The following is a 9,567-nucleotide window of genomic DNA, read 5'->3' as shown; positions in this document are numbered from 1 at the left end:
ACAGGACTAAATCCTTAACTTAAATTATTTGTCTAACTTTTTGGGGTCAGTACATTCTCATTTGGACTTATTTTTACAGTAGGATGTTTGAGATAGGATCCCCGAAGTCATCGTCTAGGAGATTGAGTTCAGAAAAATGATAATTCTTCTCGATAGCTTTTGAATCAATTCTTCCAACTTTAAAGATGCTTTTATTTTCTTTTATAGTGGTAGTTTTAGGTGTTTGTCTGATCAAATCCGGTAGTTCGTCAATGATCCGTTTGTATAATTGAGCATAGTCGTGACCAACTTCCTGCTTTAATTGATTTTCCCGCTCATCGATTCTACGATTGAGATCATTTATGTCAGGTTCAGACCATTTAGAAGTAACTGTGAAAGAATAACCATCAGAAGTAGCAGTATCCATATGTACTTTATAACCAGATAAATCTCTTATAAAAGTTTCCGTGTAAGCTTGTTGAATGGATTCTAATTCTTTTTGACTAGGGGTGTAGTATACGTTTATAGATTTAGTCATTTCCTTTGTCTTATTAAGAATACTATTTTTTATTTTCTTGTTGAATTCATCCTTTACTTTCTTATCAACAATTTGGTTTACATCTTCTAAATTAGACGGTTTATCAGCGGTGGAAAAAGTCTTTCGAAGAACAGTTTGATCTGTATCATTTTTCTTTTGAATGTGATAAACCAGCTTATAGTTGGAATGAGGTTTTCCGTAGAACCATAATACGGTCTTGGCTTCTGAAAACAAATCTTTTTTCTGAATAGTGATTTCTTGATTCTTATCATCTACAAGACTTATTTTTTTAATAGAGTAATCTTCAAGATTTTTTTCTGATACAGTTACATAATACATCTTGTTCGATTTTTGAAAATTTGAAGCATTCTGCTCTTTTTCAAATACACCATTACCGACCATTTCAACGCTGATAGATGGACTTAAAAAGTAAATAAGAAGCAAAAGCGGAACAAGAATTGAGGAAATCCATATCAGTCTTTTCTTAATTTTTTTACTCATACATCCTCCAATGATAGTGTGATGTTTAAAAAAGGCATCTGTTAAAAACATCGCCATAACGATAGCAAGTTAAACTCTATTTTATCATAGGTGATGCAGAATAGCTATCGTTTTTCTGGAACTCAATTGCAATAAAATGCTATTATTTCAAACTAAAAATTATTGATTTTGGATTAAAAAAATCATACCAAAATTTACTCTACATTTTGAAAAAAGTGTATGATTATGGTTTAATGGAAAGTAATTATATTGTTATCAAATCAATTTCCTAAGAGGTGACGATGAAGAAGTTAAAACTTAAAAAGAGATATATGATACTTAGTTTGATAGCGTCTTTGACGATAGTCTACATGGGGCTTCGGTATTATATCAAGCCAGAGTGGTTTGATTCAGAGTTTACTTATCACAAAGTCTATCAATACAAAGTTAGTAAAATTAAGCCACAGAAAAAGATTATCAAGGATATTAATATTGAAATTATCCACGATCAAAAAGAACAAAAACCTACGGAAGGGCAATGGCAAGAATCAACTAGAACGGACATAAAGGGCTATAATGACTCACCAATTTTACATGTGACCTTTACCGACAAGACGAAGGCTGATATTCCCTTAGAAACAGGTCAAATTGGTCCTGCATTTAGTCAGATGAATGTGGACAGTAAATTATATCAAAAACTATCATATCGCTTCCCTAAATTACAGCTTCTAGGTGAAAAGCATCGTGATATACTATCTACTCTTCTAATGCTCTACCAAGGGGATACCTTGTTTCAAATTCCTGAGGCAAATACGGTTATACAATTCCAAGTGAAAAATCCAAAGAATGGTAAGCTCCAAACTTACTATCAGTATGGTGGTGATACTGATTTTGATTATTTCCGCCCTGTATTCTTTTTACAAACAAAATCGAGTTCATCCAAGGAAAAACAAGAATTCTTTGATGCTTATAACCCATCCACTCAAAAGAATTATTGGGATAGAAGTTATTATTCTAGTTACGACAATCTATCAGTCTCACAAAAGTATCGTTTTTTTAAATTGTTTTATTCTGATCAATTAAGCAATCTTCCACTAGGAGTCAGCCCGACAGGAAATACATTTAAAACTACGATCACAGATACCTATATTTTGCCAGATAAAAATCGAAATAGTGAAGGTGTAAGAGTAGCATCAAAATCAAAAACTTACACAGATAAAACGGAATATACTTCAGAAATTCTAAATAAATAAGTAAAAACTCCAGCTAGCATACTAGTTGGAGTTTGTTGTTGATTATACGATGAGATCTTTGAGAGGGTCTGTTGTTTTCCTGAAATTATCGATGTCTACCGTAGGAATTTCAGAATCTATGTCGGCACGATCAAAGTGTAAAGTTGCCTTCTCTTCCGTTTTCTTCAACCTTGGCATTTCTTTGATCATTGTTGGTAGTTCAGAAATAATTGTTTGGTAAACCTTTTTGGGATCATTTTTGAACTCATTTTTTAATTGAGATTCTCGTTGGTCAATGATTTTATTCAGTGCATCCATATCAGGAGCAGACCATTGAAAATCCATTTCAAATTCATAGGAGGAATCATTGGCTGCAGATAGTTTAAATTGTGACTTTTCATACCAATCTTTGATAATGGTATTCCAATATGCATCTGCAATGGCTTTTACCTCTTTTTCTGTTGGAGTATAATAAATATCTATATACTCCCAATTATCCTTGATATTTTCGATCAAACGGTCTCTGATGTTTTCCTCCACCCTCTTTTTTAATAATTTTTGACCAACCTTATTGACCTCTGAGAAGTTGGAATTATTAGAAGGAGTAGTGAAATTAGACTCAGCTTTGGTATCCGAATAAATATCAGTGTAGACTAACTTGTATTTTGTGTCCGGCTTACCGGCAAACCAGAAGCCATATTTATCATCTTGTTTATCCTCTAAATCTAAGATGTCTTGTTTTTTATTATTCTGATCTAAAATTTTAAGTTCATTACTAGATATAGAGTGAACGTCATCAATTGAAAACTCGACGTAATAACGATTTTCAGCCTCTTTGTAATTTTTTGCTGGATGTTTAGCGTCCATATAGCCATTTATTTCAGACTTTATAGAAACATGAGGACTAAACTCAAGAAGAGTAGGAATGGGATAGAAATTAAAAAATGCAATGAGGCCAATAACGATTGAAATAGCAGCAATGATTAAGATTTTCTTTATCTTCATATCGCTTCCTTACTTATCAAACTTCACTTCCTCAAGCAAGTACTCGATGAATTTTTCTCCCATTTTTGAGAGGGCTGTTTTTTCATGTTTGATGTAGACCAGCTCGATCGGGTCTTCGATATCAAGGGGAATGGAGACGATGTTATTCCCGTTGAGATTGCTGTTGAGAATCCCGGTCGCAATGGTGTAGCCATCCAGACCAATCAAGAGATTAAAGAGGGTTGCCCGGTCACTGACGACGATGGATTTCTTATGATGCTCTTGAGAGAGAATCTCTTCTGAGAAGTAGAAGGAGTTGTGGGTTCCTTGGTCATAGCTAAGGTATGGGAAATCTTCCAGATCAGACAAGTGAACGATCTCCTTCTTGGCAAGAGGATTGGTTTTGCTGACAAAGATATGAGGCTGTGCTGTAAAGAGGTGGGTGGCAATCAGGTGATTATCATCCAACATCTTAGAGAGGACATCTCGGTTGTAGCTATTCAAAAAGAGTACGCCAACCTCGCTTCGGAAATTCTTGACGTCATCGATGATCTCCCAAGTCCGCGTCTCCCGTAGGAAGAGCTCGTATTTTTCCATGTCGCTTTTCTTCAATAGTGAAACGAAGGCCTCAACCACGAAGGCGTAGTGCTGTGAAGAGACGCTGAAAAGCTCACGAGAGCCCACAGGATTTTTATATCGCTCGGACAAGAGGTCGATCTGCTCCACCACCTGGCGGGCATAAGAGAGGAACTCCATCCCATCGCGGGTCAAAGTGATCCCTTTAGGATTCCGGATAAAGATTTCAATCCCCATCTCATTTTCCAAGTCCTTAACGGCATTGGAAAGGCTAGGTTGCGTGATGAAGAGTTGTTTTGCGGCCTCATTCATAGAGCCGGTTTCGACGATTTTGATAATGTATTGTAATTGTTGTATTCTCATGCTTTTATTTTAACATAAAAAAGCGCGTTTTTCCCGTAAAATGTGGTCTTTCAAGGACTGTATCAGAGAATAACGCAGGCTGAGGTAGGTAATAGGAAGTAGGCTAGATCAAACATTTAAAAAATAGAAAATCGGAAACAAAATCTCCATCTGGGGACTGATTTTGATGGAAAAATACAGTTTTGCCTTGATTAAGGGGTGAGCTGATTGATAGAATGGTAAAAAATTGATTGAGGAGATCTTATGAAAAAACTCGTTTCCTGGTATAAGAAAAAGGATAAGGAATTGGAAACCCATTTCACAGCCGGTCTGTTGCAGATCAATTTTGTGACAAATGCACTGATTCTATTAGCCTTTTACATTTATTTTGTTGTTAGTGAGTCGATCTATGCAATAAAGGATCCATTCATTCAGTTTAGTTTTCTTGCTATAGTGTCCTTTACGATGGAGGTTTTGCCCTATGGTGTGACCTTAGCCCTTTTTGTTCCCAATATTTTTGTCATTATCTATGGGATCGGTCGCTGGTCTAGCCTCCAGTTCAAAGAAGCAAAGGAAGAATCCCTTAAAGATCCGGTTTTGTTTGAAGATGGAGGGCCAAAGGAAGGAGAAGGAACAAGAGAAGATGACGCATTCCTTATGAAAGAAAGGCAAGAATCACCTAGTCCTAAGCCTGACAAAAAGAAAAAGCAACAGCCTACAATTGTTCTTTGGTTTGGTCTCTTTGGTTGCTTTCTCGAAGCGATTTTTATTTACATCGTCAAGGAGATGACCTTTTACGAATGGAATGAGCCTTTGATCAATTCTCAGAAACATGCCCTGATTTGGTCAGGTGCCTATCCAACCTTCTTTACCTTTGCAGCTCTTACTTTACTAGCCTTGATTATCTATTCCTACCGGGATGCGAACTCTCTCTCGCCGCTAGCAAATGTCTTCTGCATCAGTGGCATTCTAGGAGGAGTGGTTCTTCTCTTAGTTTTTGATAATCAACTGCAGGTAGCAAGTTTTCACACCTTTTTCTTACTGATCTATTCCATCCATCTCTTATGGATTCGCATCAAGGAGTGGCAGGAAGATCGAACAGAGATGGCCTATGAGAATCGTCTACTTCAATGGCTCCATCGGCTCTTAAACAAGTCGCGTAACTGGCCATGGCTAGCAGTTCTTGTTGCCCTTCCAACCCTTGCTCTCGTTGTCCTCATTCTCATGCTCTTTGGGCAACAACCAGATTCCATGATCAAGGCCTGGACCAATACAGCAGACTGGGCCTTCTCACAGAAGATCCCTCCTCAGAATCTCATCATTGATGAGCACTATCTCTGTACGGTTGCGGCTGGTGGTCATGAAAAGGTGGTCAAGCCCCAGCGGATGGGGGTCCGTCATGGTCATCCAGTCGTTGTCAATCGCCAGCTCTGTATCGCCAATGCTTTTGAGCAAGTATTAGAAGAAAAGACGCCACGTTTCCATCGCTTCTTACGTCGCAATTATGACCGCTATGGCTATCCCTTTGCTAAACATATCAAGAAAAAATGGGCTATGGACCTGATTTACTACCTAATGAAACCCTTAGAATGGGACTTCTTATTGGTTCTTTATCTAGTCGATCGCAAGCCTGAGAACCGAATCGCCATGCAATACATCAAACCGATCCCAGAAGATTTTGATCCCAAGAAAGCTTCTTAAGTCACCGATTTCTACTTGACAAGCGACCAGTAGCGCGATATAATGAGAAAAATTTAACCTTTAAGGGGTACAGAGAGGCCTGCAAGGAAAGACAGAAAAAAGATCAGCGGACGACGTCTAGCTGATCATTTGTAGGACCTTGCTTTTGCGAGGTCTTTTTTGCTGAAAGAAAGAAGAGGAAACCAATGGTCAGTGACAGCTGTAAGAAACGGTTTGGAAAAATCATGATGGAAGACATGGAGTTAATCGCTCAAGAAGAGATTGCGCCACGGATTTTTTCAATGCTCTTGAAGGGGGAAATGGTGGAACAGATGCTTCCAGGTCAATTCCTTCATATCCGCGTACCGGATGGAGCCAAGCTCCTTCGCCGTCCCATTTCTATCTCGGAGATTGATCTAGACAGCCAGACCTGTCGCCTCATCTATCGGGTAGAAGGAGGCGGAACGGCCCTCTTTTCTCACTTGCCTGTCGGTAGCTTCCTCAGTGTCATGGGCCCTCAAGGAAATGGCTTTGACTTAAAAGATCTTGGTCAAGGGGCGCGTGCTTTGATTATCGGTGGCGGGATTGGAGTGCCTCCCTTGGTCCAAGTGGCTAAACAACTACATGAGCAAGGAGTAGAAGTCCATTCTGTCCTGGGATTTGCTACTAAAGAAGCAGTTATCCTTGAGGGAGAATTGAAGCAGTATGGGCAAGTCACTATTACAACTGACGATGGCTCTTATGGCACAAAGGGATATGTCTCCACCATCGTTGACAAGATGGACCAGGAGTTTGATGCCATCTATTCCTGTGGAGCACCTGGCATGCTCAAATACGTCAATGCAAAATTCCATGATCATCCCCGCGCCTACATTTCCATGGAATCCCGCATGGCTTGTGGGATGGGGGCTTGCTATGCCTGCGTGGTGCATCTGGAAAATGCAAACCAAGCAGCCAATAAGCGTGTGTGCGAAGACGGACCGGTCTTTGAAACCGGTACGATTGTGATGTAGGAGGAACGTATGACAGCAAATCGACTAGCCGTATCCTTACCAGGATTAGACTTAAAAAATCCTATTATTCCGGCTTCTGGCTGTTTTGGCTTTGGTCAGGAATATGCCAAATACTATGACTTAGACCTGCTTGGATCCATCATGATCAAAGCGACAACTGCTGAGGCTCGCTTTGGAAATCCGACACCACGTGTTGCTGAGACTCCTGCAGGTATGCTTAATGCCATTGGTCTCCAAAATCCAGGCGTAGACGTTGTCCTAGCAGAGAAACTCCCTTGGTTGGCCCAGCATTATCCAGATTTACCGATTATCGCCAACGTAGCTGGTTTCTCCAATGAAGAATATGCGACGGTTTCTAGAAAAATATCGCAAGCACCAAATGTCAAAGCAATTGAGCTCAATATCTCTTGTCCAAACGTAGACCATGGGAACAACGGCCTCTTAATCGGTCAGGTTCCAGAGTTGGCCTATGCGGCTGTCAAAGCAGCAGTGGAAGCTTCCTCCGTCCCTGTCTATGTCAAATTAACGCCAAGTGTGGCGGACATCACCCAGGTCGCAAAAGCAGCAGAAGACGCAGGGGCCGCCGGCTTAACCATGATCAATACCTTGGTCGGGATGCGCTTTGACCTCAAGACTGGCAAACCGATCATTGCAAATGGTACGGGAGGGATGTCAGGACCAGCTATCTTCCCAGTAGCCTTGAAACTCATCCGCCAAGTAGCTCAATCCACGAACCTGCCCATCATTGGAATGGGTGGTGTCGATTCAGCAGAAGCAGCCATTGAAATGATGATTGCAGGTGCTTCAGCGATTGGGGTCGGGACGGCCAATTTTACCGATCCTTATGCTTGTACAACTATTATCGAAGACCTGCCACAGGTCATGGATCGAAATGGCATTGACACGCTTGAGAATTTTCGGAAACATGTACGGGAAAATCTACTGTAAATCCTTGACTTTTCCCAAATATCGTACTACAATAAATAAAAACCTTTAAAGTAGTCCAGAGAGGCTCCTAAGGTCTAGACGGTGAATCATGGTAGTTTTTCCTACCTAATTTTCGTGTAACCTTGCCTCGGGCAAGGTTTTTTTGTGGAAAAAATGTCACCCATCAAAAGGAGAAAACCATGCGTGAAGAACGTCCTATTATTGCCCTTGACTTCCCAGCTTTCGAGGATGTCAAACACTTTTTAGAGCATTTTCCAGAAGATGAAAAACTATTTGTAAAAATCGGTATGGAATTTTTCTATGCAGTTGGTCCTGAAATTGTACACTACCTAAAAGGGCTTGGACACAGTATCTTCCTTGATTTAAAATTGCACGATATCCCAAATACAGTCAAATCAGCTATGTCTGTATTGGGTACTTTCGGAGTGGATATGGTGACGGTTCACGCAGCCGGTGGTGTAGAGATGATGCGCGAAGCCAAAGCAGCTCTTGGTGAAGGAGCTAAGTTGGTAGCCGTAACCCAGTTGACTTCGACCAGTGAAGAAGACATGCGTGATTGCCAAAACATACAAACAACGGTCCAAGAATCAGTCGTTAATTATGCCCGTAAGGCGCAAGAAGCTGGCTTGGACGGCGTGGTCTGTTCAGCCCATGAAGTAGCCTTGATCAAAGATGCCACTTCATCAGATTTTGTCTGCGTAACCCCAGGGATCCGTCCTGCAGGAGCAGAAATCGGTGATCAAAAACGGGTCATGACCCCACAAGAAGCCCATGCCATTGGTTCAGACTACATCGTAGTTGGACGTCCGATCATCCAAGCAGAAAACCCATGGGATGCTTATCATGAGATTAAGAGACAATGGAATGCGTAAGAGCTACTAAAAGTGTAACTTTTGTAGCTCTACGGGAAGTCCTATGGGACCTTCCCTAACGCATTCACTAGATCTCAGAAGAGAAAATGATCGTTTCTCTTCTGAGATCGTCGGAATGAACAGAGCCCTATAAGGCCTTTCCTAAATTATTTACTAACCTGTACTGTCGTTCAGAAATCATATGTTGATTTAATTCGTATTCGATTAAAATCGTAAAAAAGGAGTTATCATGTCATTAGCTAAAGATATTGCCAGCCATCTTCTAAAAATTGAAGCTGTTTATTTGAAACCAGAAGAGCCTTTTACTTGGGCATCTGGAATCAAGTCCCCTATTTATACAGATAACCGAGTGACCCTTGCTTATCCTGAAACTCGTACTTTGATTGAGAATGGATTCGTGGATAAAATCAAGGAAGTTTTCCCTGAAGTAGAAGTCATTGCGGGGACAGCAACTGCGGGGATTCCTCATGGTGCTATTATTGCGGACAAGATGAATTTGCCATTTGCCTACATCCGTAGCAAACCAAAAGATCATGGTGCTGGAAACCAAATCGAAGGCCGTGTACCGCAAGGTCAAAAGATGGTTGTAGTTGAAGATTTGATTTCTACTGGTGGTTCTGTTTTGGATGCTGTCGCAGCTGCGAAGCGTGAAGGAGCAGACGTCCTTGGTGTGGTAGCTATCTTTACTTACCAATTGGAGAAAGCCGATAAGAAATTTGCAGATGCTGGTGTTCAACTCGAAACTTTGTCAAACTACACAGAATTGATTCATTTGGCTGAAGAACAAGGTTATATTACTTCTGAAGGTTTGGAACTGTTGCGTCGTTTTAAGGAAAACCAAGAAACTTGGCAAGACAAATAATATAACTGAGAGTGGGACAGAAATCGGTAATTCGTTAGAATTCGATTTCGTCGTCCCACCT

At 40.5% G+C, this 9,567-nt stretch carries 9 protein-coding genes; 6 read left to right on the top strand and 3 right to left on the bottom strand.

Going from position 1 to position 9,567, the window contains the following annotated elements; genetic code table 11:
- Positions 1 to 73: 73 nt before the first annotated feature.
- Positions 74 to 1,018: a hypothetical protein gene (locus LIZ08_RS09920; protein WP_227038787.1), complete on the bottom strand. Its 945-nt coding sequence runs from the start codon at positions 1,016 to 1,018 to the stop codon at positions 74 to 76.
- A gap of 281 nt (positions 1,019 to 1,299) precedes the next feature.
- Here LIZ08_RS09920 and LIZ08_RS09915 point away from each other — a divergent pair, with 281 nt between their 5' ends.
- Complete coding sequence (locus tag LIZ08_RS09915) at positions 1,300 to 2,250, top strand: hypothetical protein (protein WP_227038786.1); 951 nt, start codon at positions 1,300 to 1,302, stop codon at positions 2,248 to 2,250.
- A 42-nt stretch (positions 2,251 to 2,292) separates the two neighbouring features.
- On the opposite strand, the gene LIZ08_RS09910 is transcribed toward LIZ08_RS09915, so the two are convergent.
- Together LIZ08_RS09910 and LIZ08_RS09905 are read right to left on the bottom strand one after the other, a co-directional pair.
- Positions 2,293 to 3,234 carry a hypothetical protein gene (locus tag LIZ08_RS09910; RefSeq protein WP_227038785.1) on the bottom strand — a complete coding sequence of 314 codons (942 nt, stop codon included), beginning with the start codon at positions 3,232 to 3,234 and terminating at the stop codon, positions 2,293 to 2,295.
- Positions 3,235 to 3,243: 9 nt separating this feature from the next.
- A complete protein-coding gene (locus tag LIZ08_RS09905) occupies positions 3,244 to 4,152 on the bottom strand; it encodes a LysR family transcriptional regulator (RefSeq protein ID WP_003003594.1) in 909 nt (302 codons plus the stop codon).
- 243 nt (positions 4,153 to 4,395) lie between these two features.
- On the opposite strand from LIZ08_RS09905, the gene LIZ08_RS09900 reads away from it, so the two are divergent.
- From LIZ08_RS09900 to pyrE, 5 genes are all read left to right on the top strand, one after another.
- Positions 4,396 to 5,832, top strand: coding sequence for a DUF6688 family protein (locus tag LIZ08_RS09900; RefSeq protein WP_227038784.1), 1,437 nt, complete (start codon positions 4,396 to 4,398; stop codon positions 5,830 to 5,832).
- Between the two features lie 185 nt (positions 5,833 to 6,017).
- Positions 6,018 to 6,824: a dihydroorotate dehydrogenase electron transfer subunit gene (locus LIZ08_RS09895; RefSeq protein ID WP_227038783.1), complete on the top strand. Its 807-nt coding sequence runs from the start codon at positions 6,018 to 6,020 to the stop codon at positions 6,822 to 6,824.
- A gap of 9 nt (positions 6,825 to 6,833) precedes the next feature.
- On the top strand, positions 6,834 to 7,772 hold the full coding sequence (locus LIZ08_RS09890) for a dihydroorotate dehydrogenase (RefSeq protein ID WP_227038782.1): 939 nt from the start codon (positions 6,834 to 6,836) through the stop codon (positions 7,770 to 7,772).
- Positions 7,773 to 7,951: 179 nt separating this feature from the next.
- Positions 7,952 to 8,644, top strand: a complete 693-nt coding sequence (gene pyrF / locus LIZ08_RS09885; protein ID WP_227038781.1) for an orotidine-5'-phosphate decarboxylase — start codon at positions 7,952 to 7,954, stop codon at positions 8,642 to 8,644.
- Between the two features lie 229 nt (positions 8,645 to 8,873).
- On the top strand, positions 8,874 to 9,506 hold the full coding sequence (gene pyrE / locus LIZ08_RS09880) for an orotate phosphoribosyltransferase (protein ID WP_227038780.1): 633 nt from the start codon (positions 8,874 to 8,876) through the stop codon (positions 9,504 to 9,506).
- Positions 9,507 to 9,567 lie beyond the last annotated feature (61 nt).

Source organism: Streptococcus sp. 210928-DFI.4.42, assembly GCF_020554365.1.
Lineage (GTDB): Bacteria > Bacillota > Bacilli > Lactobacillales > Streptococcaceae > Streptococcus > Streptococcus parasanguinis_S.
This window is presented reverse-complemented; position numbering and strand designations above follow the sequence as displayed.